Genomic DNA, 22,244 nt, shown 5'->3' with positions numbered 1-22,244 from the left:
GGCACCGGAAAGGCGGATCGCGCGTGAAGCCGGAGCAACTGCTCAGGGATGTGTTCGCCGACCCTTGGGGGTCGTTGTCGCCCTCGGTCTACGAAACCGCCAGGCTGGTCTCCCTGGCTCCCTGGCTGGAGGGACATCGGCACCGGATCGAGTTCCTGCTGGGCCGACAGGATGCCAGCGGCCGGTGGGGGCCGTTGGGTGGCTTCGAGCTTGTGCCCACGCTCAGCGCTGTGGAAGCGCTGCTGGTCGTTCTGCGCAGGGGGGATCAGGAAGCCGCGGACCTGCGCGAGCACGTGGACGCTGCGGCCGAGGCGGGCCTATGCTCCCTCGCGTGCGGCGGTATGGATGGCCCGCTGCCGGACACCGCAGCGCACGAACTGATCGTCCCCGGCCTGGTAGAGAGCATCAACCGTCTGGCCGGTCCCGCCCACAATCTCCCCCTGCCGACCGAACTGCCTCCAGACCTGCGGGAACATCTCAGGCACAGGGTCGGCGCAGCGGGCGCGGTCCCGGGCAAACTACAGCACTCCCTCGAAGCTTTCGGGGACGAGCGGACTGCGTTACTCGTCCCCGACGCTCCCGGGCTCGTGGGCAGTTCGCCCGCGGCAACGGCGGCCTGGGTCCACTTGCGCGGAGGGCCCACACGGTGCCCCGGCCGGTCCCGTGCCCTGGCTGCCGTCGTCCGTCACCACCATGCGCTGGTCCCGTCGGTGACCCCCACCGCTCCCTTCGAGCGGTTGTGGGTCCTCACGATGCTCCTCACCACCGGCTGTGCGGTGGGCGACTTCACCGGACTCAGGGAACAGGTCCGTCGGCTTCTCGGGCCGGAGGGTGCCCACGGGGTCCACGGGCTGCCGCCGGACGCCGACGACACCTCCACCGCGCTGCATCTGCTGGGCCTCATGGGTGAGGTGCAGGAGCCCGCTGTGCTGCGCCGCTTCGAAGCGCCCACCCATTTCGCGTGCTACATCGGCGAGGACACGGCCTCGCCCACTGCCAACGCCCACGTCCTTGAGGCCCTCGGACTGTACCAGCAGCACACCGGCGCTGGCCTTCATCCGTGGACCGACGAGGCGATGGCCAAGGTCGCCACGTGGCTGTGCCGAGTGCAGGCGGAGGACGGCACGTGGAGCGACAAGTGGCACTCGTCCCCCTTCTACGCCCTGTACTGCTGCGCCCCCGCACTCCACACCTACGGCGGGCCGGTGGCGCGAGCGGCGGTAGAACGCGCGCTGCAGTGGCTGAGGAGCCATCAGCACGCGGATGGCTCCTTCGGAATAGATGCTGGCAGCCGGGAGGAGACCTCCTACGCGGTCCTGGCACTCGCCCGGTGCATCGAAACCGCCGACGGACCGGGCGAGGCGGACCAGGAACTACTGGGCCTGGCACGAGCGTTCCTGCTCGGCACCATGCGCCCGGATCCAGCACTGTGGCAGGACAAGGACCTCTACACGCCACGCGCCGTCGTACAGGCTGCAGTGACCGCTGCGCTTGAGGTCACCGACCGTCTGCTGATCACCGCACCGGGCCCCGTCCTGTCGGTCAACGATGCCCTGGCCACGGCCGGTGACCATCTCGGCCGTCCGCCCGGTGGCCCAGTGGCAGCCCTGGCGGCGCAGGTTTCCCGAGTCACCCGGTCCTGGGCCGAAGGGCACAAGGGCATGCCCCTGGGCGCTATACCTTCCCTCTCCGCCGTGGTCACCCGGGCCAACCCCGACTTGGCTCGGCCGGAGCTGGAACTGATCATGCGGGCGCTGATGTGGATCTACGCCATGGACGACCTGTTCGACACCGGCGGCCTGGCCGCCCCGGAGGCCAGACAGCACTGCGAGCGCTACCTGGCCGTCCTGGCCGGCGACGAGATCCCGGCGGGTGGTCGGTCATACGATGCGCTCGTTCCGCCCCTTAAGGGCATCGTCACTGACCTCTCCGTCTACCCGCTCTTCCTGCGACTGCGGCCGTACCTGGTCGAGCACTTCGGGATGGTCATGGCAAGCATGCAGCGCGAAATCACCTGGAAGAGCGCCTTGTGGCAGGGCGAACACGCTGCGATTCCCGGCTTCGCGGAGAACATCGCCAACGCTCGCCTCTCCATCGGCGGTCCGGCCTACTACGCCCTCGCCCTGATCCTGCTGGACGACCCTTCTGTCGAACGCGTCCTGCCACAACTGGGCGAACTGGCCATGCAGGGCAACGTGTGCATCCGCCTAGCCAACGACCTGGCCACCCACCGCCGCGAGCGCGAGGAGGGCGTCATCAACGCCGTACGCCTCCGCCAGGTCGCAGCCACGTCCTCCGACCTCGACTCGCACCAAACGCTCGCAGAAGCGGAAGCCCAGGTGGCGCGCGAGCTGCGCTGGGCGATGACGAGGCTCGGCACACTTGCTACGACACAGCACACCGACACGGGCCGTCCCGAGCGCGCCCTGTTGGGTATCGCCCATGCGACCTGCGCCCAGTACGGGCGCGTCGATTTCCGGGTTTGACCGGCCTTCTTATGCGTCCGGCCAAGGCCGCGTGCTCGTTCAGCTTTTGGCCGTCAACGCGTCCTTCGTCAGCCGGCCGAACTTCAGTCCCTGTCTATCCGTAGATCTTCAGGCGTCCGGCTGCGTCCTCCTCGACTGCCTTCGATGAGACGGCGACTGGATTGCATGAGAACGGACAATTGCTGAACAACTGCGGCCGAACTGGTGAACAAAGCCAGCCCGGGTGTGTGAGGTACCCGCCGCGGGCCGATGAGGGTCCGGCTCGGCGGTGCGGGGGGCTGCGCCACTCCCGTCCCCGTGTCACCGGTTGGCCGTCAACCGTCGGTGGGACCATCGGGGGCGGGATCGCCGAGCAGCGGATCGGGGAGGTCTGCCCAGCTCTCGACGCCGTACGACAGCTCGCGGTCGTCGAGCAGGGTGGCGTCCAGGGTGTGCCGGAGCTCGTCCTGGTCCAGCTCGGTTCCGGTGAAGACGAGTTCGTTGCGCCGCTCGCCGTAGTAGTCGTCCCAGAACCAGGAGGCCAGGGTCCGGCGCTGCGGGGACACACTCCGCCACGCCGCCGCTTCACCGTCCGGCAGCCAGTTGCCGGTCTCGCGGAGCTCCAAGTGACGACCGGCAGAGCGCCAGGTGACGACCGACCGGGGCCGGGTGGCCAACCACAGGTGACCCCGGCTGCGGACGACTCCGGACATGATCCGCCGCAGGCTGTCCGCCAGCCGCTCGGGGTGGACGGGGCGACGGCAGCGCCAGAGTACGGACATCACGCCGTGGTCGACACTGCGCCGGTGCACCGGCGCGATCACTGGGTCGAGACGCTCGGCGGGGCCGGCCACGGCCCAGCGCGGATCGGGCTTCATCAGAGTCACGAGGGCCTCGTCGCCGGCTTCCGAGCCGGAGAGCACATCCACGGACGGATTGAGGTGGCCGAGCAGGGCTCGCGCCCCCTCCCGAGCGCCGTCGGCGAGATTCTGTCCTGGACTCAGCAGCACGGCGCCTGCCGCCTCCACCTGGCGGGCGGCGGCTTCGGCGAGCGTGAGCGAAACGGTGTGGGCGCCTCGGCCGTAGGACCGGACGGTCCGGTGAGCGCATCGCAGGTCGCTGAGGAAACGCTCGGGGTCCAGGCCGACGGTCAGCGGCCCCAGGTCGTAGTGGTGCGCCGTTGGTGTGCGGCCCAGCGGGGTCTGCCACAGAGCGGCGAGGAACAGCGCCGCATCGAGTTCACCGGGGAGCGCGAGCACGACGTGCGGGTGCCCCGTACGGCGGGCGATGGCCTCCAGGTCCTGACGGACAATCACGGCCGGGTCGCCTGTGGCCGCCCGGCAGAGGTCACGGCGAAGCTGCTCGTCGTGGCAGGAGACGGTGCGCTGGACGAACGGGTACGGGCCGTCCGCGTCACCTTCGACCGAGACGGACAGCACCACTGCGTCGGGTACGGCGCGCAGGGTGACGTCCACCGCGCGACCGCGCGCCTGAGGTGTGTTGCCGCAGACGACGGTGAGCAGGCCCCGGACCGGCCCTCCGTCGATGCTCACGCTCCCACCCCGGCGATCGCGGTCACGAGAGTGTGGGCGGCTCTGCGTCCCCACGCCGCCGCCGGCGGAATGTGTCGCATCGAGGTCGGTTACCGGGAGTCGTAGGGGATGAGGGCCATCTCGCGGGCGTTCTTGATGGCGCGGGCCATCTGCCGCTGCTGCTGCTTGGTCACATGGGTCACTCGGCGGCTGCGGATCTTGCCGCGGTCGGAGATGAATTTCCGCAGCAGGTCGGTGTCCTTGTAGTCGATGTAGGTGATGCCGGCGGCGTCCAGCGGGTTGACCTTGCGTTTCGTGGCCTTGGGTTTGAGGTCGCTGCGGCGGGCCATGTCAGGTCCTTGTCTCGCGGTTGCGGGTGGTGCGCGTTCAGGCGACGGCGTCGAGGAGTTCGTCGAAGGCGTGTGGGAGTTCTTTCCACGCCTCCGGTCCGGCCGCGTGCTCGGCGTCGGTCAGCAGGCAGGAGTCCAGCAGGATCAGCAGGTTCTCCCGGTCGAGGTCGGGTGAGGTGAAGGTGAGGTGTTGGCAGCGGTCGCCGTGTTCCGGGTGCCAGTCCAGCGAGGCCGCGATGCGGCGTTCGGCGGGCACCATCTCCCATGCGGCGTCGGGCAGTGCGGCCAGCCAGGGACCGGCGGACTCCACGCACAGCGCGCCGCCCGCTGCGTCCCATGACAGCAGCGTGTCCGGGCGGTCGGCCAGCCAGAACCGACCCCGGATGCGCGCCGCGGCGCAGACCAGGTCCTCCAGGGCCGCATAGAGCCGCCCGGGGTGGAACGGCCGATCTCGCCGCCACACGAGAGTGTCGACCCCGTGTTCGTCGGCCTCCTGCGGCAGCAGCAGGCACGAAGGATGCTGACGTGCCGCTGCGGCCTCGACATCGAACCCGGTCAGCAGGGCCGGACCGAGCGTGCCCTCGTCCACCCGCAAACGCTGTGCGGCTGGGGTGAGTTGGGCGAGCAGCGCGAGGTCGGCGTCGTCCACCGGTTCGTCGCCTTCGGCGAGGGCGAGCACCGTGGGGTACTCGATCTGGCGGGCGAAGGTGTCGGCGACCGTGCGCTGATCAGTGGGGGCGGCGGCGAGACCGGCCTCGGCCAGGTCGTCCCCGTTGGACAGGTACGGCAGGACGAGCGCCGGGTCGACCGCGGTGGCCACCCCGGTGAGCTCCAGCGCTTCGCTCTCGGCCGCGATGACGGCTGCCATGGCCTGCGGCTCGACGGAGTCCCACAGCTCGACGACGGCCAGCCGGTACGTTCCGGCGTCCGCGAGCCGCACCAGTTCGGGGACCAGGTCCTCGCGCAGCGCGCAGCACGCGCAGTCGTTGACCAAGGGCGTGTGACCGCTGCTGACGGGACCGCTCAGATCGCGGATGGTGCGGTGCACCGAGCCGTCGGGTCCGCTCGACAGATCGTGGTGGAGCACGACGGTGCCGGGCACAGAGCGCAGGATGTCCCCGACGGCCGCGCGCCGGGCGCCTTCGCACAGTCCGCCGACGATCACCACCGGCAGGCGGGGCGAAGCGACACTCACCGTTCCCTCCGCCCGTAGCGGCGTTCGAAGCGCTCCACGCGGCCCGCGGTGTCCAGGACCCGCTGGGTGCCGGTGTACAAGGGGTGGCTCGCCGAGGAGATCTCGACGTCGATGACAGGGTAGGTGTTGCCGTCCTCCCACTCGACGGTCTTGTCGCTGGTCGCCGTGGAGCGGGTGAGGAAGGCGTGGCCGGCGGCCTGGTCGCGGAAGACGACGGGCCGGTATTCGGGGTGGATTCCAGGCTTCATGAGGTCAGCGCTCCTCGCGGAAATCGACGTGCCGGCCGACGACCGGGTCGTACTTGCGCAGCGTCAGCCGGTCCGGATCGTTACGGCGGTTCTTGCGGGTCACGTAGGTGTAGCCGGTGCCGGCGGTGGACCTGAGCTTGATGATCGGGCGTAGTTCGTTCCTGGCCATGCCCCGCAGCATACACAAGTGGTTTTCATTTTCATCAAGCTGCTACGGCGCCGCAGTAACCGACCACCGAGCAACAAGAGGAGCCATGTCCGCTCACTGCCAACTCACCGGCCGGCAGCCGGGCTTCGGTAAGACCGTCTCCCACTCACACCGCCGCACCAGCCGCCGGTTCGACCCCAACATCCAGCACAAGCGGTACTGGCTGCCCAGCGAGAACCGCCATGTCCGGCTCACACTCAGCACCAAGGGCATCAAGACGGTCGACGCGATCGGCGTCGAGGCCGCCGTGGCCCGCATCCGCGCCCGAGGAGGAAAGGTCTGATGGCCAAGAAGAGCAAGATCGCCAAGAATGAGAAGCGACGCGAGACCGTAGCCCGCTACGCCGAGCGCCGCGCCGAGCTGAAGGCCGTCATCGCCAACCCCGCCACGCCCGACGAGGCACGCGCCGCCGCCCAGCAGGAGCTGCGCCGTCAGCCGCGCGACGCCAGCGCCACCCGGGTGCGCAACCGCGACGCCGTCGACGGCCGTCCCCGCGGCCACCTGCGCGCCTTCGGCCTCTCCCGCATCCGCCTGCGCGAGATGGCACACGCCGGCGAACTCCCCGGCGTCACCAAAAGCAGTTGGTGACAGCAACCGGGCCGCGCTGACACCGGGCAGCCCACCAGCGGCGGGCGCGGCGCCGTACGGCGCTCGATGGACGCACGAACCGCAGGGCGAGCATGGACGGCGGCTCGGCACGCCGGGCCGCCACGGGACGCGGAAGCCCGCGGCCACTCCCCCTGCGGTGACGTCTTGAGCGGGATGGCGACGCCGCTGTCGTCGCCGAGGGCGAGGAAGCGTCGCGCAGAGCCCTTCAACGCACCGAACTACGTGGATCGGCAAGACGGGGGGACTTCCCGGCATGGTGCTCCTCCTTGTTCGGCAGCGGTGCCGCAGTCGGCACAGACACCGCTGAGTTCAAGGGTGTGCTCGACGCCGGTGAAGCCGGTCTGCTCGCCGAGCCGGTCGGCCCACTCCTCGACCACGTCCGTGTCGACGGCCCGACTGCGGCCGCAGCACCGGCAGATGAGGTAGTGACGGTGGCCGCCGTCGGGCCGCTGCCGGTACAGCCGCTCGCCGGTCTGGTCGCGTACGACGTCGACGCAGCCCACCCGTTCCAGGTCACGCAGGGCGCGGTAGACGGTGCTGAGGCCGACCCCGACGCCCGCCTCCGTCAGCAGTGCATGCAGGGCCTGAGCGGAGACGAAATCGCGACAGGCAGCGAACGTGCGCAGCACAGCGGCGCGCTGACGCGTCCTGCGCACACCCGGCTCCACGGCCTCCGTCCACCCCGCCTCCGCGCTGCTCATCACGACTCCCGGTTGACCTGCGGTCTGTCGATCACCAAAACTAGCTGAACATGATTTCCATGTCCATTACGCGGCGCTTTCCGCGCCACACGCACCAGGAGATCCCGAGCACCAACCGAAGCAGCCCCTCGTCGCCATATGCCTGGCCGCCTTGTCCCTGACCGGCTGCGGTCCGAAGGCTGCCACCGCACAGTCCGACGACTCGGGCTCGGGCACGCTGAAGGTGGTGGCCACCACCACGCAGGTGGCGGACTTCGTCCGCACCATCGGCACCGGCCACGTCGACGTCGTCCAGCTCGTGACGCCGAATGCCTCAGCCCACGAATACAAGCCCACGCCCGCCGACCTCCAGGCGATAGGCCGGTCCAAGTTGCTGTTCGAGAACGGCGTGGGCCTGGAGGAGGAGTGGCTGGACAAGGCGGTCCGGCCCTCCGGGGCCCTCCCCGGCACCCCGGGCAGTACTTCCGCGTCGATCCCAACGGGCCGCAGGCGCACACCGACCCGGTGGCCCTGGCCGAACAGCACCTCGCGCCGTTCATCGGGTTCCGGGCCGTGTTGCAGGTGCCGGACAGCCCGACGCGGCAGTGGGTGTTCAGGTACGAGTCATACCTCTGAAGGAGGGGAAGGAGAAGGGGGAGGGCGAGCTCCTGATCGGGGTCGTTCAGGATCAGGGCTGTTGGAAGGTCACCTCCGGATTGGCCGGTGACGGTCCGTCGAGCAGTGGTTGGGCGATGCCCTTCAGCTGCTGGTCGAAGAAGGCCGCGACATAGGTACGGGTGATCTCCTCCGAGCGCTGCCCGGAGATCGACGCGCCCCGGCTGGGAAGGCCCACCTGGGCCGCGAGGTCGGGCAGGTCGGTGAAGCTGTCATGCACGGCACCGGCGACGAGCAGCCAGCGCTTCCAGCCGTCCAGGCGCGCCCAGGCCGTACTCCACGAGTCTTCCTGTCCGCCCGGGCTGTGGTCTGCCTGTGCGCCCAACAACATGAACGGGCGGCCGTTCAGGCCGATGGTCGGGATCTGCACATCGAAGGTGCCGTCCAAGTTCACCCCGGCCCGCACCCGGTCGTCGGCGACCATGGTGGTGGCGGCGCTGGCGCCGCCGGCGGAGTGCCCGGCGATGCCGATCCGCTCCCGGTCGATCATGCGGGCGTAGCGCCATTGCGAATGGCGATGGGTCAGCTGATCGATCACGAAGGAGAGATCCGCGGCCCGGCTCTCTTCCACGGCCGGGAACCCGCCCGGAATCCGGTCGCAGACGGCGCAGGTGAGCGTCCGTCCGTCGGGAAAGGTCGTCCCGCTGTCCTCATAGGTGTGGTCGACCAGGGCGACGGCGTACCCGCGGCTGGCCAGGTCCTCGGCGAGGCCGGTGAGAGTCTGTCGCGGCAGCGTGAAGCCGGGTGAGAGCAGCACCAGCGGGAACCTGCCGTGCGTCGGGCGCGCGTCGGTGTACGCCCACGTGCGGGTGCCGGCGAGCACCCCGGCTGGGACGTTGGCTCCCGGAGCCTTCGCCTGCAGGAACAGGCTGGCTTCCTCGGTGGTCATGAAGGGGGCAGGGACGCCGGTGTCGGGCCGGGCGGGGTAGTACATCGACACCATCAGCTGGCGCGGGCCCGCCGACGGAACCCACGGGTCCTGGCGCTGCTCGTCGACGAGGTGCAACGTGCTGACGCCGACAGCGTGCGGGCCCGTCGGGCGGGGCAGTTCCAGCTGGACGGCGGATGCGTCCGAGGATGCGGACGGCGCGGTGGCGGACGGTCCGGGAGTGGCTGACGCGGCGCCCCCTGTGGCGATCGGCAGCGCCAGGATGAGACCGAGCACGGTGACTACTGCAGTGCGACGGATTCCGGTCATGCCAAGCACGCTAGAGTGCGAGCGCCATAGCTGACGTCCCCTCAGAGGCGGACGAGCTGGGGCACAGCCCTTAGGGGTCTGCCGGTACGTCCCCCGAGGAGTGATCCGCCAGGGCTCCGGCGCTTGGTGCTGCGCACCGGCGCCGCACAACAACCTCGTCGACGTGCTCGGTACACGCTTGGTCCCGCCCGACTCGTTCACCGAGGACGTGCGCGTGCCGCACCGCTACATCCGGCTGCTCCTCTGCATCGCAAACCTGATGCACAGCGCCACCGGCTACTGGGGCAGCACCGTGAAGGACAAGCGGATGACCGCGGTCTTCTTCAGGATGGCCTGACACCGATCTGGGCAGCAGGACACGCCCGGCCCGGCATGCTCCAGGGTTCCGGCGATCGCGTTCGTTTTAGTCCGCTGCGTTCACTTCAGTCCGCGTGGATGTACTCGGACGCGTGCTCGTGCTCACAGGCGTCGTCGATGCCGTACGTCTCCCAGGACGGGAACGGGTCGCACAGCCCGGTCACGGACTCGCCGTCCTTGAGGAGGCAGGCGGTAAGCCGTTCGGCCAGAGCCTCCTTGCGCAGGCGGGTGCCGATGAATACCAGCTCCTGCGCCTGCTGCTCCCCGCTGCGGACACCGGCCGGCTCGAAGCGTGCGACGACGCCGGCCTGGGACCACAGCCCGGTGACAGCGGGGCGGGTGGCGAGCCGGAAGAAGCCCTTGGAACGCAGGATGTCGCCGTACGCTCCACCGTCCAGCTCCTCGGCGACGAAGCGCCACAACTGCTCGGGGTGGAAGGGGCGTTCGGCGCGGAAGACGAGGCTGGAGATTCCGTACTCCTCGGTCTCCGGGACGTGGTCACCGTTGAGTTCGGCGACCCAGCCCGGGGCCTGCTGAGCCTTCTCCACGTCGAAACGCCCGGTGCCGAGAACGCGGACCGGGTCGATCCGCCCGTGGCTGACGGGCACGATCTGGGCGGAGGGATTCAGCCGGGCCAGAGTGGCTCGCAGTCGGTCGGCTTCCGCGTCGGTGACCAGGTCGAGCTTGTTGAGCACGATGACGTCGGCGAACTCGACCTGGTCCATCAGCAGATCGCTGACGGTGCGCTCGTCGTCCTCGTACTGGTCGAGGCCCCGCTCCGTCAGTTCGTCTCCACGCACCAGCTCGGGCAGGAAGTTGGAGGCGTCGACGACGGTGACCATGGTGTCCAGGGCTGCGACGTCCGCGAGCATCGCGCCGTCGTCGCGTGCGAAGGAGAATGTGGCGGCCACCGGCATGGGCTCGGAAATCCCGCTGGACTCGATGAGCAGGTAGTCGAAACGGCCTGCGTGGGCGAGCCGCTCCACCTCTTCCAGCAGGTCGTCCCGCAGCGTGCAGCAGATGCAGCCGTTGGTCATCTCCACCAGCCGCTCCTCGGTACGGGACAGCGCCGCTCCCCCGTCCCGCACCAGCTCCGCATCGATGTTGACCTCGCTCATGTCGTTCACGATCACCGCGACGCGCAGCCCCGCGCGGTTGTTCAGGACGTGATTGAGCAGCGTGGTCTTGCCCGCGCCGAGGAATCCGGACAGCACGGTGACGGGCAGACGGCGGTGGGACGGAGCGGCGGGGGCTGACACGGGACGGCTTCCTCAGTTCTCGTACGGAGCGGGGTACGGGTGTGGGTGCGGTGGCGGCGGACGGGCCGTCAGCTCTTCCCAGGCAGCGGCAGCAACCCGCGTTCGTAGGCGCGCACGAGGCGCCGGGGCACCTGGTACTCGACACCGTCGACGTGGATCGGGGCGAGCTCCGGAGTGCTCGCCTTCCACTGCGCGCGGCGGTGGCGGGTGTTACTGCGGGACATCTTGCGCTTGGGCACAGCCACTGCGGAAACCTCCGAGAGACGGATCGGAAAGACGAGGCGGACGCCCGAAGGTACATGAAAACGAATGTCGTATGCAAAAACTCCGCGCAGATCACCCAGCCACCGGAGATGCCCCCGAAAGCAGACGAGAGCTGATTGAGTGCTGGGCGACAGTGACCAACGCCGGCGGTCCGGTCGTGCCGCTCGGTTTTCCCCTCCCCCCGGCCGATGCCGGGCAGGTCGCCCCGGAGACAGGCCGACTGATCGCCGAACCCGATCCGCTGCGCAGCCGGCTACCGCTCGCCACCGTCGGGGACGACCTCGCGGGGTAGCTGCTCGTACGCCGTGACATGCATCCCCTGATCGCGCACTGGGGCGAGGTCAACCACCTCCAGACACATCCGCGTTTCCGCGGCCGGGGCATCGGGACCGCGCTGATGCGCCACGTCCGCGAACTGGCGAGGGACGAGATGGGACTGCAGCAGCTCCACCTCGCGGCGCGGGCGTGCCTGGGACTGGAGGGCTTCTACCACCGACTGGGATGGCGGGAGGTCGGCCGCTGGCCCGGTGCGTTGCGGGGGCACCCGGGGACGACTGCGACGACATCCTGATGGCTCTCGCCCTCTGATGCGGCCGTCGGCCGCCCATGCCCGCTCGATATCCGGGAGTAAACGGCACACGAGGGGGAAGAAGTTGAGGTTGGACGGCAGCAGTGGTTTCACCTCACCGGGGAGGAACGCCTGGATGCATGGTGCGCCCTTGTACCTGGAACCAGTCCTCGAACCACCGCTGGCGTCGCTGTTGGAGTCGCCCGTGTTCCTGCACAGGCTGGTCGATGCGCCCGGCTCACCGCTCAATGTCGTGCTGCCCGACCGGATCGCTCAGAACGTCGAGCGCTTCCGCTCCTCCCTGCGTCGCCACCACCTCGCCGGCCAGGTGTTCTTCGCGCACAAGGCGAACCGTTCCAGCGCACTGCCACGACGGCTCGCCGCCACGGACGCCGGCATGGACGTGGCCTCGCTGGGAGAGCTGCAGCACGCCCTCAGCGCCGGCTTCACCCCGGACCGGGTCGTGGCGACCGGCCCCAAGGACCCGGAGTTCCGCTGGCAGGCCGCGCGCACCGGCGCCTTGGTCAGCGTCGACTGGCAAGGGGAGCTGGAGTACCTCTCCGCCCTGGTGCGCGAGCACGGCCTGCCCTGCGTCCAGGTCCTGCTGCGGTTGCCGGAGTTCGAGGCGTCCGGGGTCAGGGTGCTCTCCCGGCCCAGCCGCTTCGGTTCCTCCGTGCGCTCCCTGAACCGGCTGCCGGACACGGTCGAGCGCCACCAGGACACCATCGAGCCGACCGGGGTCGCCTACCACCTCGACACCACGAGCCTCGACGAGAAGGCCGTCGCGCTCGAAGGCTGCCTCCGAGCCGCGGGCTCCTGGCACTGGTGCCTGGACGAGCAGTACTGGCCGGTCAACTGCCATGGGGGGCATGACGCATGAGGTACAACAGCATCACCGAGGCGATCGGCAACACGCCGCTGGTCCGGCTCGACCCGGCCGTGCACGGTCTGCGGAACATCGACCTCTACGCGAAGCTGGAGTTGCTCAACCCCTTCGGGTCGGTCAAGGACCGGGCCGCCTGGAACATGGTGCGGGCCGGGCTCCCCGGTGCCCGGGAGCGCGGTGAGACGATCGTCGAGCTGTCCAGCGGCAACACCGCCAAAGCGCTGGCGGTCATCGCGGGCCTGCACGGGCTCACGTTCAAGAGCGTCACCAACCGGATGCGGGTACCGGAGATCAAGGACCTTCTCCTGCTGCTGGGCGCCGAGATCGAGGAGCTGCCCGGGCAGACCGAATGCCTGGACCCGACCGACACCGAGGACCCGCTGACCCGCTTCCACCAGGAGTTGACACGGCCCGGCGCCACCCATTTCCACACCGATCAGTACTTCAACGCGCTCAACACGGAGGCGCATGCGGCCGGCACCGGCCCGGAGATCGTGGCGGACCTCGACGGCCGGGCCCCGGACTGGTTCGTCGCCTGTGTGGGCACCGCCGGTTCGTCCACCGGGGTGGCCAGGGTGCTGCGCGAGTACGATCCGGCGGTGCGGGTCGTCGGTCTGGTCGCACAGAAGTCGGACTTCGTCCCCGGAATCCGCAATGTCGACGAGGTGCACGAGGTCGGCCTCTTCGATCCGGCCACGTACGACACGATCGAGCCGGTGAGCTCCGACGAGGCGATCGACGGGATGCTGACCCTGGTCCGCCGCTGCGGAATTCTCGCCGGTCCCACGGGCGGCGCGGCGTACTTCGGCGCGCTACGCCATCTACGCCCGCTCGACGCCGAGCTGACGGAACGCAGGACCGCCGTGTTCATCGTCTGCGACCGGGTGGAGAGCTATCTCGGCTATGTCCGGCAACGGCGACCCGAGCTACTGGGCCTCCCACCGGTGAAGAACTCCGTGGCCACGCTCACCGACTCCGAGATACGGGCGGCCACGGTCATCGACACCGCCGACGCGCAGAAGTGGATCGCGGTGCAACGGCCTCTGGTCATCGACCTGCGCAGCCCCTTCGCGTACGCCGCACTGCACATCGCGGGGTCGGTCAACATCGTGGACGAGCTGTTCGACGAACTCCTACGGGGTGGGCTGCCGTTCAGCAAGCGGCAACCGGTGCTGCTGGCATGTCCGGTCGGGGAGAAGTCCGCCCTGTACGCTGCCCTGCTGACCCGCATGGGACATCCCGACGTGCGCAGCCTGGCGGGCGGCATCATCGCCTGGCGCGACGCGGGCGCCCCGCTGGTGCGTGACTGACATGCGATGCCCTCCTCCCCTGGATGACCTGAGGTCGTGGCAGCGGTCCCTGCACGAGCAGTTCCCGATCGTCGTGGCGCATCCGGAACTCGTCTATCTGGACCCGCCGCCACGGCGCAGAAGTCGCAGGCCGTTCCGGACGCCGTACAGACCTACCTGACCACCTGCAACGCCAACGCGGGCCGGGGCGCGTACCCCTGGGCCAACGCCACGACGGCGATGGTGGAGCGCACCCGCGAGCGGACCAAGGAGTTCCTCGGGGACCCGGCGCCCGACCAGTCGGCCGTCCACTGCACCAGCGGAACCACCGAAGGGCTGCGCACGGTCGCCCGTGATTGGCTGGCGGCGCCCGTTGCATGCCGCTCAGAGCATCGGCCATCTGCCGTACTCCAAGGCCGAACTCGACTTGGTTTTCGTGGTGTTCTCCGGACACAAGGCGATGGCCTGGCCCGCCACGGGCGCGATCTGGGCGCGAGGCGCGACGTCCCGCGTTCCGGTCCGGCAGCTGGAACGGTACCCCGAACACGGTCGACATCGCCGCGCTGGGGGCGGCTCTGGACTGGCTGGATGCGGCGGGCGTGGACCATATCGAGCGCTGGACGGTCGCCCTTGCGGCCGTGGGAGCGTGGGCAAGATCAGCGAGCGAAACCGGCGGTCAGCGACGGCTCTCGCGATCTCGACGATCAGCACTTCACAAGCTCGATCCCCGTGCGCGGACCGATCTTGCACCCCGAGTGACGGCGGCCATGGCAGGCGGCTCTGATGCGCTCGTGTGGTCTGGTCTCGGGGCACACACGAAGTTCCATCCGCGAGGAGGACTCAAGCACCCCGCGACCACCGCATCGGGACTTCCGTTCGATGCGCATCTCTCACGATCGGAGAGATGACAGCTGCCAACTGGCCTCCAGGAACCTGGTCTCAGTACTGGCCTCCTGCGCGTGCGCGAGCGATGCTCCGTGACACATCGGCCGCTCCACCGAGGGGGCGGCACGGTGGAACCATATGAAAATGAAAATCAATTACGATAGGCTCGTGCCATGACCCGCCACGAATCGCACCCGCCCGTCACCGCCGGTGCTGGTTGCACCTCTGTGGCTCGCAACAGCCTCCCAGCGGCGCGCCCTGGAGAGCGCACGCCGCCGCCCGTCACCTCTGCTACTGGACGCGTCGCCAACTGGTGACCCTCATCGACCGATAGGAGAGCCATGCTGGTCCGCTATCCCCGAGCGCGGTACACGATCCACCGAAACTGCCTGTACCAACAGCCTGTTCGAGACCGACACAACCGACGAGACCCCAGGGCCGAGGAGGGGACCGTGCCGTTCGTTCCAGACCCCGGGCCGAGCCCCGCACCGCCGGCGCAGGGCATCGTCATCAACCGGGAACAGCGCACGGCATCTGTCGACGGACGGTTCCTCGCGCTGACTTACCTGGAGTTCGAACTACTCGCCCACCTCGTCGCACACCCGCGACGCGTCCACAGCCGCGCACAGCTCACCAACGAAGTATGGGGACAACCAGCCATCGGCAACGCCCGCACGGTCGACGTCCACATCGCCAGACTCCGGCGCAAGCTCGGCCCGGAACACCGGGTCGTCATCGTGACCGTCCACCAGGTCGGCTACACCTACGCCCCGACCGACGCCCCAGCATGAGCGGTCCACACCAAGGCCGGAGGGCTGGTGCCGTCACACGGGCGACGATGCCGAAATCACTTGTGGAGAGGGCTTCGAGAAGGGCTGCGGCCTCAGGGGCGTGGCAGCCGTGTCGGGCGATCCTGCCGTCCTTGTCGGCTCGGACCGCGCCGGAAACCCGGACCTCAACCTGCTCTCGACGGCAGGGATCTACCGCGCCTTCAAGGCAATGCGCGCTGGCCAGTTCGATGAGCACGAACTGGAAAAGCACCTGGATTCCCGCGGCCTGATGCATCGCATCCTGGGCCGGCTGACCAAGTCCCTCACCCGCCCCGGCCAGATGTACCCCGTCGGCCTGCTCTTCGGCATCGGCTTCGACACCGCCACCGAGGTCACTTTGATGGTGATGGCCGGCTCAGGAGCAGCAGCCGGACTCCCCTGGTACGCCGTCCTGTGCCTGGCGCTGCTCTTCGCCGCGGGCATGAACCTGTTCGACCTGATTCCGCGGCCCGGCCGTTCAGCAGGCCCTCTCCGGCAGCGGAACGAGGCTGCCGTGACGCGGACCTCGACGTCCAGCGAGGTCTGCCCCGCACGGCCGAGCCGGGTCTGGACGGCCAGCAGGTCGCCGGCGCGGACCGGGGTGCGGAAAGCGATCCGGTTGAGGGTGTGTCAAATAGACCACTCCCGCCTGCTCGTCGGCGTTCCCGGACGAGCCGCAGGCGGGCTCAGCCTGGCCCGTGCCCACTCCAGCAAGTCGTGTAGCGGCAGCGGTGCGGTTCCTCCGGGCGCCCCGGAGGAACCGCACCCATCATGCGTGAACGCTGCATGGGCGGTCGATGTAACAGCAGCTGTCCCAAGTCGGACCAGTCATCTGGCCAAGCGGCGCGACCGGGCGAAGCGGCACGGGATCAGTGGTCGTCCCAGTGCCCGTCGTGCAGGGCGTGGCGGTGCCCGTCGTGGACGTAATCCACATGATCGCCGTGCGGTATGGCGACGTGCCCGCATCCCGGCTGGTGCTGGTGGTCGTGGGACTGGTGGACCGTGTGGCCCATCGGCTCGCACTCGTCGGCGTGGTCGTCGTGGATCCGGTGCACGTGCCCGTCGTGCACGAAGTCGACATGGTCGCCGTGCGGGACGGCGACGTGCCCGCATCCCGCCCCGTGCTGGTGCGTGTGGTTCGCGTGAGAAGTGTGCGTACTGGTCAGCATGGCAAAACCTGCCCTCTCCCCCGCATGAGTGGATCTCTTCCGACGGGAGAGCCTGCACCTTCAATGTTAACGAGGCTTGGCATTCACAAAAGTCGGCAGAGGTTGGCTGGAATCACGTCACGCCCCCAAAGCCCCCGGGCACCGGCAGGGCTGTGCTGCGTTGGCGTCGCTCCAGCTCGCTTTGACGGGTGAGCGGTCGGACCCGGTGGGCTCGGGTTGAGTCGCATGCGCCCGAGGACTACACGACGGTGCGGATCCCAACCCACCCTGCACATGGACATGGAATTCATTTTCATCTACCGTGACGCTGGAACCGCTGCCGAGCCGTGGGAGCAGAGCACCGACTCGTCGGCATGTGACCGCACTGCCTTTCTGTGCCTTCGCCAGCCGGACTCACGGAAGCGAGGAACCGCCACGATCAGCAGGGAGGCATCAACTCGCCGTGACACCGGGCGCGTTCTCCCCTGCATTCGGCTCGGTGCTCACGACGTCCGTGGAGGAGATCCCATGCCTTTGCCCGGCCAGTGCTCTGCGCGACCGCCGCAGTTCCCCGAACTGAAAGACGCCGTGCGGCGTCTGCTCGGCCTCGACGAGGACAGCGCCGTGGTGATCCGCCAACTTGCCTGCACCGAACCCGGCTGCCCGCCGCTGGAGACGGTCATCGCCGTCCTCCCGAGGGACGGCCCCGCCCGCCGCTGGACGCTGCACCGCCCCGCCGACCAGGTCACCGAGGACGACCTGCGCCGCCTGCTCGCCACCGCACCCGAAGGAGCCTGACCCGCCATGACCGACACCACCGATCGGACACCGGATGCCGCAGAGGCGCCTGCCGTGGACGAACGCGTCCCCGTGACCGTGCTGACCGGGTTCCTCGGCTCGGGCAAGACCACCCTGCTCAACCGCATCCTCACCGAGCAGCACGGCCTGCGGATCGCCGTGATCGAGAACGAGTTCGGCGAGGTCGGCATCGACGACGCCCTCGTCCTGGACGCCGAAGAAGAGATCTTCGAGATGAACAACGGCTGCATCTGCTGCACCGTGCGCGGTGATCTCATCCGCATCCTGGGCGCGTTGATGCGGCGCCGGGAGAAGTTCGACCACATCCTGATCGAGACGACCGGCCTCGCCGACCCCGCACCTGTCGCACAGACCTTCTTCATGGACGACGAGATCGCCGCCCAGCTGCGCCTGGACGCCATCGTCACCCTCGTCGACGCCGCCCACGTCCTGCAGCACCTGGACGAGGAGAAGCCCGAAGGCGTGGAGAACGAGGCCGTCGAACAGATCGCCTTCGCCGACCGCATCGTGCTCAACAAGACCGACCTGGCCGACGAGGCCACCGTCGCAGAGGTCGCCTTGCGCATCCGCGCGATCAACTGCGGAGTCCAGATCATCCCCGCCCGGCACGCCGGGATCGACCTGCAACAGGTCCTGGACGTGGGCGCGTTCGACCTCGACCGCGTGCTCAGGGACGACCCGTCCTTCCTCACCGAGACCGAGCACCAGCACGACACCACCGTCACCTCCGTCGGCATCGACCTGCCCGGCGAACTCGACGAGGACCGGCTCAACCAGTGGCTCGGCACCCTGCTGCGCACCAAGGGCGTCGACATCTTCCGCTCCAAAGGCATCCTGGCCATCGCCGGAGCCCCCAAGCAGTACGTGTTCCAGGGGGTGCACATGCTGCTGGTCGGCGAGTTCGGCCGCGACTGGAACAACGGGGAGCTGCGCGGCAACCGGCTGGTGTTCATCGGCCGCAACCTGGACCGGGCCGAACTGGAACGCGACTTCGCCGGCTGCCTGTCCACCGCCGGAGCCGCCGTATGAGTATCGCCTCACCCGACACCGACCTGGGCATCGCCTGGGACCTCACCCTCGACGACGCCCCCGTGGCACTCGGCACCGCACACGATCTCGTCGCGGTCGCCGGGGCCGAGGGCACCACCGTCATCCTGGACACCGCCACCGGCGCCGCCATCGGCAGCGTCGAACTCCCCGGCGGCTCACTGCATGCGGCCCTGTCTCCCGACGCCCGGCACCTAGTGGCCACCGGCCCGACCGGATACGCGTTATGGCGGCGGGAAGACGGCAGCACCACCATCAGGGAAGGCGGCGCCTGGTCGTCGGCCGCCCGGTGGGCGGATGCCGAACGCTTCGCCGTCGCCGCCGGCCGCCGCGCCCTCGTACTGGACGCCGGCGGGCAGGAGTTGTGGGCCACGGAGCTGGCCGCCAGTACCGTGACGGACCTGGCCTGGATGCGGGGCGGCCGACGCCTGGCGGTCGCCGCCTACGGCGCGGTTCGCTGCCACGAGCGCCACCAAGCCGCCCCGGTGCGGACCTACCCCTACATCGGCTCGCACCTGGCACTGGCCGTCGCCCCCACCGACCGGTGGATCTGCAGCGGCAACCAGGACGCCTCCATCCACATCTGGCGCACGCGGGACGGCAGCGAACTGACCATGTCCGGCTACCCGGAGAAGGTCTCGCGCCTCGCCTTCGACGAGACGGGCTGCTGGCTCGCTGCCGACGGCGCCCCCGACGTCACCGTGTGGGACTTCCGCGGCAAGGGCCCGGCCGGCACCGCACCACGCTCGCTGCGCTGCCACGAGACCGTCACGGCCCTGGCCTGGCGCCCCGGTCCCGACGGTCACCTCGCCACCGGAGGCGACGACGGCACGATCGCCCTGTGGCGGGCCACCACAGGACGACCGGAAGCACGACTGCGCCCGGAGCGCACCCTCGACGGCGACGCGGCGGTCGCCGCCCTGGCCTGGGCCGGACCGCATCTGCTCGTCGCCGCCTACCGCGACGGCCGCGTCCGCGCCCACCGCCTGCCCTCCCGGACCGCCCTGTGACCACGCATGGGGTGATCGGCGCAGCCCACGCCCGCCCGGTCACACTGGTGGTGTGCCGGGGATGCTGCTGCGGCAACCCGCGCAAGCACCCCGGCACCGACCACGAGTGGCAACTGGACCGGCTGCAAGCGGCGGCCACCGACTCCGACGGCCGGTTCACGGTCCGTACGACGGACTGCCTGGGCCCCTGCGACCAGGCCAACGTCATCGTGGTCCTGCCCTCCGGCGAGGGGCGGCGCCGCGGCGGGCGCGCAGCGTGGATCGGCTGGGCCATGGGCGATGCCGCCACCGACGACATCCTGCGGTGGGCCGCCGACGGCGGTCCGGGGATCGCCCAGCCGCCGCCCACGTTGGAGCTGCAGTTCATCCGCCCGCCGGGCGAAGTACGCAGGCGGACAGGCGGGCGGGGCCGTGCACGGCGGTGAGGCTGCGGCCGATCGGTTCTCCCGATGCCCATGGCCCGAGTGCCCGGCGCCTACCGCCTCGGCCGTACGGGAACCGACCCCACCGGGGGCGAGTGCGGCGCCCCCCATGGACGCAGCCACGGTCACAACGGTCGCCGGCACCCTCCAGGCTCTCGCCGCCCCTTCCCGCCTGCAGATCCTCACGACACTCCGGCAGGAGCCACGCTCCGTCACCGAACTCGCCGCCGCCATCGGCATGGAACAGTCCGCCGTCTCCCACCAGCTCCGCCTACTGCGCATCCTCGGCCTGGTGGCCGGCGAGCGGGCGGGGCGTCGCATGGTCTACCGCCTCTACGACAGCCACGTCGCCCGACTCCTCGATGAGGCGGTTCGCCACATCGAACACCGCGCACTCGGGGTCCGGGACAGTCGAGGGTAGAAGCCGCCACGGGCACACGGCACACAGGCAACTGGGGAAGCTCGGTGCCGAGACAGGTCACCGGCGTCACGCCGATCCGGCGGCGCCCGGTACCACCGGCGGCCAGGGCACCGCACACCAGGGCATCTTCTTACGATCCGCCAGCCCAGTTCTTACGGCCCACCGCTTACCGCCTTCCGTCCTTGTCGAACGTGCAGAAGCGGTCGAAGCCGGGGTAGCCCTCCTCCAGGTGACTGGGGCCCGTGGTCTTCCATGTGGTGGGCGAGGTTGCCGAGGCGGTGCACCAGGATCGCCGGGCGGGCTCTGCGGAACGGGTGGAAGTCGGTCCCTACCACCAGGTGGGCTTCCAGGCCGCCGCGGAACCAGCATCCGCCAGGCTCTCCGTGTCCAGGGGTTTGTCCAGTTCGGTCATCCCCAGCAGATCTCGCCAGAACACGCGGCTCGGGCCCTCGCCGCCCGGCGGTATGGCGACTTGCACGTGGTGCACGCCGCTGAGGGTGAAGTCGCTTCAGGTGTGGACGGCCATGACACTCTCGTCTCGTTCGGAAGGTGTCGGGCGTGAGGAGCCAGGGCGAAGTCCGTTCTCACGCAGGCAGGTTGCCGATGCTCGTGGGCCTTTGCTCGTTCCGGGGCGGGCGGTCAGGCAGTGCTCGGAGGGGTGTTGTCGGGGTTCAGGTGCCAGCGCAGATCACGCACCTGAGGTTCGCGTGTCAGGTGGACGACCAGCCGTTCCAGGGCAGCGACTGCGGGGCTTTCCGGGGTGAGTGTCATCTGCAGGAGAACATCGACGCTGCCGTCCTGATTGATGGTGTGCACGCTGTGCAGGCGCGTGTCGGTGTCCGCGAACGCGTGGAAGCACAGGGCGCGTACCTTCTTCTCGACGCGGCGGTCGCACACGGCCTGGAGCGTGCAGTGCGTCGGTACGGGACGCACGGAGGCCGTCGTGCGCCGGGTAAGCGGGCGAAACCGGATTTTCATGCGGGCACCTTGCAAGCTGGCCGGTTAACGGGGCGTGGTAGGTGGGCAGTTGGCTGTCGTCACAGCCGGTTTGCGATCCGCGCAGGTGTCGTGGGCGGCACGAGCTGTCGTGACGTGGGCCTTGCAGGGGCGACGGTGTCCAGGTGCCAGTGGAGTTCGTGGATGGCGGGATTCAGCCAGACGTCGGTGATCAGTTGGCCCAGTGGCGCCGTGATGGGGTCTGAGGTCGTGAAATGCGCCTCCAGATGGACGGCGTCCGGCTCTGCAGCCAGGACGAGGAGCTCGCCGGTTCCCACGCCCTGGGCTTGGAGGGCCTGGGAGAGCCGGGCCTGTATGTGAGGTTCCGCGTCGAGGCCACAGCGGGCATGGACAGTCGCCAGCACAGTGGGGTCGGTGGGAGAAAGCGGGGAGCAGCGTGCCGGCGGGTGGACGCCGGGTCCGCCCGCGCCCGTGTCGTCATCGCATGCGCGTCTGCTCCTGGTTGCAGTCCGGGCAGAGGCCGGCGAGTTCGACGGTGTGCCGTACGTTCGCGAAGCCGGAGGTGCGGGCGATCTTCTCGGCCCAGGTTTCGACGGGTTCCGAGTCGACCGGGAGGCTGAGGCCGCATGCGGTGCAGATCAGATAGTGGCGGTGGTCGGGGCCGGGACGGTAGCGGAAGAGGCGTTCGCCGTTGCTGTCGCGGACGACGTCGGCACGGCCGGCTTCGGCGAAGGCGGTCAGGGTGCGGTAGACCGTGGTCAGGCCGACCGGCGTTCCGTCGTCGGTCAGCCGGTTGTGCAGGGCCTGGGCGCCGACGAAGCCTTCCACCGCCTTGAGGGCCTCCAGCACGATGGCGCGTTGCTGGGTGAGGCGGCCGATCAGCGCCACTTCCTGCGCCGGGGCGGCGGTGTGCGGTCGGTTGCTTGCCATCACCGTGCTTTCG

The 22,244-nt window shown here is 69.5% G+C and carries 27 protein-coding genes and 6 pseudogenes; 18 read left to right on the top strand and 15 right to left on the bottom strand.

The window, feature by feature from the left end:
- Window positions 1-23 precede the first annotated feature (23 nt).
- A complete protein-coding gene (locus GR130_RS08625; protein WP_159504149.1) occupies window positions 24-2,486 on the top strand; it encodes a terpene synthase family protein in 2,463 nt (820 codons plus the stop codon).
- A 314-nt stretch (window positions 2,487-2,800) separates the two neighbouring features.
- Here the strand turns inward: GR130_RS08625 and GR130_RS08620 are convergent, their stop codons facing one another.
- The 5 genes from GR130_RS08620 to rpmG all read right to left on the bottom strand — a co-directional run bounded on the left by GR130_RS08620 (window position 2,801) and on the right by rpmG (window position 5,959).
- Complete coding sequence (locus GR130_RS08620; RefSeq protein WP_236572949.1) at window positions 2,801-4,018, bottom strand: GTP-binding protein; 1,218 nt, start codon at window positions 4,016-4,018, stop codon at window positions 2,801-2,803.
- A gap of 89 nt (window positions 4,019-4,107) precedes the next feature.
- Window positions 4,108-4,347, bottom strand: a complete 240-nt coding sequence (rpsR, locus tag GR130_RS08615) for a 30S ribosomal protein S18 (RefSeq protein ID WP_159504148.1) — start codon at window positions 4,345-4,347, stop codon at window positions 4,108-4,110.
- Between the two features lie 37 nt (window positions 4,348-4,384).
- A complete protein-coding gene (locus GR130_RS08610) occupies window positions 4,385-5,542 on the bottom strand; it encodes a CobW family GTP-binding protein (protein ID WP_159504147.1) in 1,158 nt (385 codons plus the stop codon).
- Complete coding sequence (locus GR130_RS08605; protein WP_159504146.1) at window positions 5,539-5,790, bottom strand: type B 50S ribosomal protein L31; 252 nt, start codon at window positions 5,788-5,790, stop codon at window positions 5,539-5,541. The genes GR130_RS08610 and GR130_RS08605 overlap by 4 nt, the downstream gene beginning before the upstream one ends.
- Before the next feature lie 4 nt (window positions 5,791-5,794).
- Complete coding sequence (gene rpmG, locus GR130_RS08600; protein WP_026252351.1) at window positions 5,795-5,959, bottom strand: 50S ribosomal protein L33; 165 nt, start codon at window positions 5,957-5,959, stop codon at window positions 5,795-5,797.
- Window positions 5,960-6,044: 85 nt separating this feature from the next.
- Here rpmG and rpmB point away from each other — a divergent pair, with 85 nt between their 5' ends.
- Together rpmB and rpsN are read left to right on the top strand one after the other, a co-directional pair.
- Entirely contained in the window at window positions 6,045-6,281 is a 237-nt protein-coding gene (gene rpmB, locus GR130_RS08595) for a 50S ribosomal protein L28 (protein WP_159504145.1), read from the top strand.
- Window positions 6,281-6,586, top strand: a complete 306-nt coding sequence (gene rpsN / locus GR130_RS08590) for a 30S ribosomal protein S14 (RefSeq protein ID WP_159504144.1) — start codon at window positions 6,281-6,283, stop codon at window positions 6,584-6,586. The genes rpmB and rpsN overlap by 1 nt, the downstream gene beginning before the upstream one ends.
- A 239-nt stretch (window positions 6,587-6,825) precedes the next feature.
- Here the strand turns inward: rpsN and GR130_RS08585 are convergent, their stop codons facing one another.
- Entirely contained in the window at window positions 6,826-7,308 is a 483-nt protein-coding gene (locus tag GR130_RS08585; RefSeq protein ID WP_159504143.1) for a Fur family transcriptional regulator, read from the bottom strand.
- Window positions 7,309-7,531: 223 nt separating this feature from the next.
- On the opposite strand from GR130_RS08585, the pseudogene GR130_RS40390 reads away from it, so the two are divergent.
- A pseudogene (locus tag GR130_RS40390) lies at window positions 7,532-7,678 on the top strand (metal ABC transporter solute-binding protein, Zn/Mn family); the annotation flags it as partial.
- Window positions 7,679-7,713: 35 nt separating this feature from the next.
- The gene (locus GR130_RS40385; protein ID WP_236574089.1) at window positions 7,714-7,923 is read left to right on the top strand and encodes a hypothetical protein; all 210 of its coding nucleotides are present in this window, start codon (window positions 7,714-7,716) and stop codon (window positions 7,921-7,923) included.
- A gap of 52 nt (window positions 7,924-7,975) precedes the next feature.
- Here GR130_RS40385 and GR130_RS08575 read toward each other — a convergent pair whose 3' ends face one another.
- On the bottom strand, window positions 7,976-9,160 hold the full coding sequence (locus GR130_RS08575) for an alpha/beta hydrolase family protein (RefSeq protein WP_159504142.1): 1,185 nt from the start codon (window positions 9,158-9,160) through the stop codon (window positions 7,976-7,978).
- A 139-nt stretch (window positions 9,161-9,299) separates the two neighbouring features.
- Here GR130_RS08575 and GR130_RS08570 point away from each other — a divergent pair.
- Window positions 9,300-9,497: pseudogene (locus tag GR130_RS08570) on the top strand (DUF6445 family protein); the annotation flags it as partial.
- Window positions 9,498-9,582: 85 nt separating this feature from the next.
- Here the strand turns inward: GR130_RS08570 and GR130_RS08565 are convergent.
- The gene (locus GR130_RS08565) at window positions 9,583-10,776 is read right to left on the bottom strand and encodes a GTP-binding protein (protein ID WP_159504141.1); all 1,194 of its coding nucleotides are present in this window, start codon (window positions 10,774-10,776) and stop codon (window positions 9,583-9,585) included.
- Window positions 10,777-10,844: 68 nt separating this feature from the next.
- Window positions 10,845-11,021 (bottom strand): 50S ribosomal protein L32, encoded by a 177-nt coding sequence (gene rpmF, locus GR130_RS08560; RefSeq protein WP_069570074.1) that lies wholly within the window; start codon window positions 11,019-11,021, stop codon window positions 10,845-10,847.
- Between the two features lie 152 nt (window positions 11,022-11,173).
- Here rpmF and GR130_RS41535 point away from each other — a divergent pair, with 152 nt between their 5' ends.
- The 7 genes and pseudogenes from GR130_RS41535 to GR130_RS08530 form a co-directional block, all read left to right on the top strand.
- Window positions 11,174-11,332 carry a hypothetical protein gene (locus tag GR130_RS41535; RefSeq protein WP_328707547.1) on the top strand — a complete coding sequence of 53 codons (159 nt, stop codon included), beginning with the start codon at window positions 11,174-11,176 and terminating at the stop codon, window positions 11,330-11,332.
- A gap of 18 nt (window positions 11,333-11,350) precedes the next feature.
- Entirely contained in the window at window positions 11,351-11,611 is a 261-nt protein-coding gene (locus GR130_RS41530) for a GNAT family N-acetyltransferase (protein ID WP_328707546.1), read from the top strand.
- Window positions 11,612-11,744: 133 nt separating this feature from the next.
- Window positions 11,745-12,416 (top strand): annotated as a pseudogene (locus GR130_RS08550) (Y4yA family PLP-dependent enzyme); the annotation flags it as partial.
- Between the two features lie 68 nt (window positions 12,417-12,484).
- Window positions 12,485-13,804 (top strand): pyridoxal-phosphate dependent enzyme, encoded by a 1,320-nt coding sequence (locus GR130_RS08545; RefSeq protein ID WP_159504139.1) that lies wholly within the window; start codon window positions 12,485-12,487, stop codon window positions 13,802-13,804.
- Window position 13,805: 1 nt separating this feature from the next.
- Window positions 13,806-14,421: pseudogene (locus tag GR130_RS08540) on the top strand (aminotransferase class V-fold PLP-dependent enzyme); the annotation flags it as partial.
- A gap of 699 nt (window positions 14,422-15,120) precedes the next feature.
- Complete coding sequence (locus GR130_RS08535) at window positions 15,121-15,459, top strand: winged helix-turn-helix domain-containing protein (RefSeq protein WP_328707545.1); 339 nt, start codon at window positions 15,121-15,123, stop codon at window positions 15,457-15,459.
- A 163-nt stretch (window positions 15,460-15,622) separates the two neighbouring features.
- Window positions 15,623-15,940, top strand: a pseudogene (locus GR130_RS08530) (HoxN/HupN/NixA family nickel/cobalt transporter); the annotation flags it as partial.
- Window positions 15,941-15,999: 59 nt separating this feature from the next.
- On the opposite strand, the pseudogene GR130_RS41310 reads toward GR130_RS08530, so the two are convergent.
- Window positions 16,000-16,092: pseudogene (locus GR130_RS41310) on the bottom strand (hotdog domain-containing protein); the annotation flags it as partial.
- A 254-nt stretch (window positions 16,093-16,346) separates the two neighbouring features.
- The gene (locus tag GR130_RS08520; RefSeq protein ID WP_159504137.1) at window positions 16,347-16,646 is read right to left on the bottom strand and encodes a hypothetical protein; all 300 of its coding nucleotides are present in this window, start codon (window positions 16,644-16,646) and stop codon (window positions 16,347-16,349) included.
- Between the two features lie 507 nt (window positions 16,647-17,153).
- Between GR130_RS08520 and GR130_RS08515 the strand changes: the two genes are divergently transcribed.
- The 5 genes from GR130_RS08515 (at window position 17,154) to GR130_RS08495 (ending at window position 20,344) form a co-directional block, all read left to right on the top strand.
- Window positions 17,154-17,423 carry a hypothetical protein gene (locus tag GR130_RS08515; protein ID WP_159504136.1) on the top strand — a complete coding sequence of 90 codons (270 nt, stop codon included), beginning with the start codon at window positions 17,154-17,156 and terminating at the stop codon, window positions 17,421-17,423.
- 6 nt (window positions 17,424-17,429) lie between these two features.
- On the top strand, window positions 17,430-18,473 hold the full coding sequence (locus GR130_RS08510) for a CobW family GTP-binding protein (protein ID WP_159504135.1): 1,044 nt from the start codon (window positions 17,430-17,432) through the stop codon (window positions 18,471-18,473).
- The gene (locus GR130_RS08505; RefSeq protein WP_159504134.1) at window positions 18,470-19,501 is read left to right on the top strand and encodes a WD40 repeat domain-containing protein; all 1,032 of its coding nucleotides are present in this window, start codon (window positions 18,470-18,472) and stop codon (window positions 19,499-19,501) included. Before GR130_RS08510 ends, GR130_RS08505 begins: the two co-directional genes overlap by 4 nt.
- On the top strand, window positions 19,498-19,926 hold the full coding sequence (locus GR130_RS08500; protein ID WP_159504133.1) for a (2Fe-2S) ferredoxin domain-containing protein: 429 nt from the start codon (window positions 19,498-19,500) through the stop codon (window positions 19,924-19,926). Before GR130_RS08505 ends, GR130_RS08500 begins: the two co-directional genes overlap by 4 nt.
- Before the next feature lie 106 nt (window positions 19,927-20,032).
- Window positions 20,033-20,344 (top strand): ArsR/SmtB family transcription factor, encoded by a 312-nt coding sequence (locus GR130_RS08495; protein WP_159504132.1) that lies wholly within the window; start codon window positions 20,033-20,035, stop codon window positions 20,342-20,344.
- A gap of 328 nt (window positions 20,345-20,672) precedes the next feature.
- On the opposite strand, the gene GR130_RS39725 is transcribed toward GR130_RS08495, so the two are convergent.
- From GR130_RS39725 to GR130_RS08475, 4 genes are all read right to left on the bottom strand, one after another.
- Complete coding sequence (locus tag GR130_RS39725; RefSeq protein ID WP_201304837.1) at window positions 20,673-20,831, bottom strand: hypothetical protein; 159 nt, start codon at window positions 20,829-20,831, stop codon at window positions 20,673-20,675.
- A 152-nt stretch (window positions 20,832-20,983) separates the two neighbouring features.
- A complete protein-coding gene (locus tag GR130_RS08485) occupies window positions 20,984-21,241 on the bottom strand; it encodes a hypothetical protein (RefSeq protein WP_159504131.1) in 258 nt (85 codons plus the stop codon).
- Window positions 21,242-21,381: 140 nt separating this feature from the next.
- Window positions 21,382-21,705: a hypothetical protein gene (locus tag GR130_RS08480; RefSeq protein ID WP_236572948.1), complete on the bottom strand. Its 324-nt coding sequence runs from the start codon at window positions 21,703-21,705 to the stop codon at window positions 21,382-21,384.
- 73 nt (window positions 21,706-21,778) lie between these two features.
- Window positions 21,779-22,231, bottom strand: a complete 453-nt coding sequence (locus GR130_RS08475) for a Fur family transcriptional regulator (RefSeq protein WP_236572947.1) — start codon at window positions 22,229-22,231, stop codon at window positions 21,779-21,781.
- Window positions 22,232-22,244: the final 13 nt, after the last annotated feature.

The organism is Streptomyces sp. GS7, assembly GCF_009834125.1.
Taxonomy (GTDB): Bacteria; Actinomycetota; Actinomycetes; order Streptomycetales; family Streptomycetaceae; genus Streptomyces.
This window is presented reverse-complemented; position numbering and strand designations above follow the sequence as displayed.

Bases quoted from the DNA above. Each gene is read 5' to 3' on its own strand.
- GR130_RS08520 (WP_159504137.1), bottom strand. From the start codon at position 16,646: ATGCTGACCAGTACGCACACTTCTCACGCGAACCACACGCACCAGCAC.
- GR130_RS08575 (WP_159504142.1), bottom strand. From the start codon at position 9,160: ATGACCGGAATCCGTCGCACTGCAGTAGTCACCGTGCTCGGTCTCATC.
- rpmB (WP_159504145.1), top strand. From the start codon at position 6,045: ATGTCCGCTCACTGCCAACTCACCGGCCGGCAGCCGGGCTTCGGTAAG.
- GR130_RS08510 (WP_159504135.1), top strand. From the start codon at position 17,430: ATGACCGACACCACCGATCGGACACCGGATGCCGCAGAGGCGCCTGCC.
- GR130_RS08585 (WP_159504143.1), bottom strand. From the start codon at position 7,308: ATGAGCAGCGCGGAGGCGGGGTGGACGGAGGCCGTGGAGCCGGGTGTG.
- GR130_RS08495 (WP_159504132.1), top strand. From the start codon at position 20,033: ATGGACGCAGCCACGGTCACAACGGTCGCCGGCACCCTCCAGGCTCTC.
- rpmG (WP_026252351.1), bottom strand. From the start codon at position 5,959: ATGGCCAGGAACGAACTACGCCCGATCATCAAGCTCAGGTCCACCGCC.
- rpsR (WP_159504148.1), bottom strand. From the start codon at position 4,347: ATGGCCCGCCGCAGCGACCTCAAACCCAAGGCCACGAAACGCAAGGTC.
- rpsN (WP_159504144.1), top strand. From the start codon at position 6,281: ATGGCCAAGAAGAGCAAGATCGCCAAGAATGAGAAGCGACGCGAGACC.
- GR130_RS41530 (WP_328707546.1), top strand. From the start codon at position 11,351: ATGCATCCCCTGATCGCGCACTGGGGCGAGGTCAACCACCTCCAGACA.
- GR130_RS08515 (WP_159504136.1), top strand. From the start codon at position 17,154: ATGCCTTTGCCCGGCCAGTGCTCTGCGCGACCGCCGCAGTTCCCCGAA.
- GR130_RS08545 (WP_159504139.1), top strand. From the start codon at position 12,485: ATGAGGTACAACAGCATCACCGAGGCGATCGGCAACACGCCGCTGGTC.
- GR130_RS08505 (WP_159504134.1), top strand. From the start codon at position 18,470: ATGAGTATCGCCTCACCCGACACCGACCTGGGCATCGCCTGGGACCTC.
- GR130_RS08605 (WP_159504146.1), bottom strand. From the start codon at position 5,790: ATGAAGCCTGGAATCCACCCCGAATACCGGCCCGTCGTCTTCCGCGAC.
- GR130_RS08475 (WP_236572947.1), bottom strand. From the start codon at position 22,231: ATGGCAAGCAACCGACCGCACACCGCCGCCCCGGCGCAGGAAGTGGCG.